Source organism: Hydrogenophaga sp. LT287, from assembly GCF_055702805.1.
Genome location: NZ_JBVPZC010000072.1, coordinates 1 through 772, shown reverse-complemented (window position 1 = coordinate 772; position 772 = coordinate 1). Strand labels below are relative to the sequence as shown.

Annotated in this window: 1 protein-coding gene; it reads left to right on the top strand. The window is 54.0% G+C overall.

Annotation, left to right across the window (positions count from 1 at the left end; genetic code table 11):
• Window positions 1-189: transposase (locus AC0GNR_RS19485; RefSeq protein ID WP_472900757.1), on the top strand; the 189-nt coding region annotated here is incomplete at its 5' end.
• Window positions 190-772 lie beyond the last annotated feature (583 nt).

The following is a 772-nucleotide window of genomic DNA, read 5'->3' as shown; positions in this document are numbered from 1 at the left end:
ACCAATGGACTGGTGCGTCAGTACCTACCCAAGGGCACCGATCTCTCGGGCTACAGCCAAGAGCAACTCGATGCCATTGCCGATCAGATCAACAACCGGCCCAGGAAAGGCCTTGGCGTACGATCACCGCTGGCGGTCTACCGAGAGCTCCTGCTCAACAGCCCGCAACATTCCACCCTCGTTCATTGAAACCCAGGGTGTTGCACTTCACTTTTGAATCCGCCCTCCCTCCGCTTCCTTCAATTTCAATTTCAATCTCGCTTGGCTGCATCATGACTTCCTCTTGGCTACTTTTATAGGTTTCAGGTAGTACTACTTTAGTAGATTACCTGCTTGTGGCGATTGCCACTCCCGCCGCCGATGTGCTGCCGGTTTCCACTTTGACACACGCAGAGTTACGGTATTGCATAAGGGCGGGCCATTTACTTTTGCCGATCTCATCTGCCCCCTCTCTGATAAGCGTTGTGTTTGCTGTTCTCTGGCTCTATTGATATTGTGGTCCAGTTTTTACTACGGGAGCCAGTGGCCCCGGCAGTGCTCGCGCACCAGCGCTTCAAGTTGTAGATGCGTCGGGCCGATAAAGAAGAGTCACCCAACAAGGATTCACCATGGACGTTTCCCCCGCTTTGCTTGTGGACCGCGTGCTGTTAGCGGCGGTCTAAACCCGCGTAAATCTGGCGGCGGTAAGTGGTGACGGAATTTGGTGACGTAATCCGGTGTTCATTTCTGGTGGCGGATTCTGGGTGCGGTTTTCGGTGCTGAGCGTGCCAAC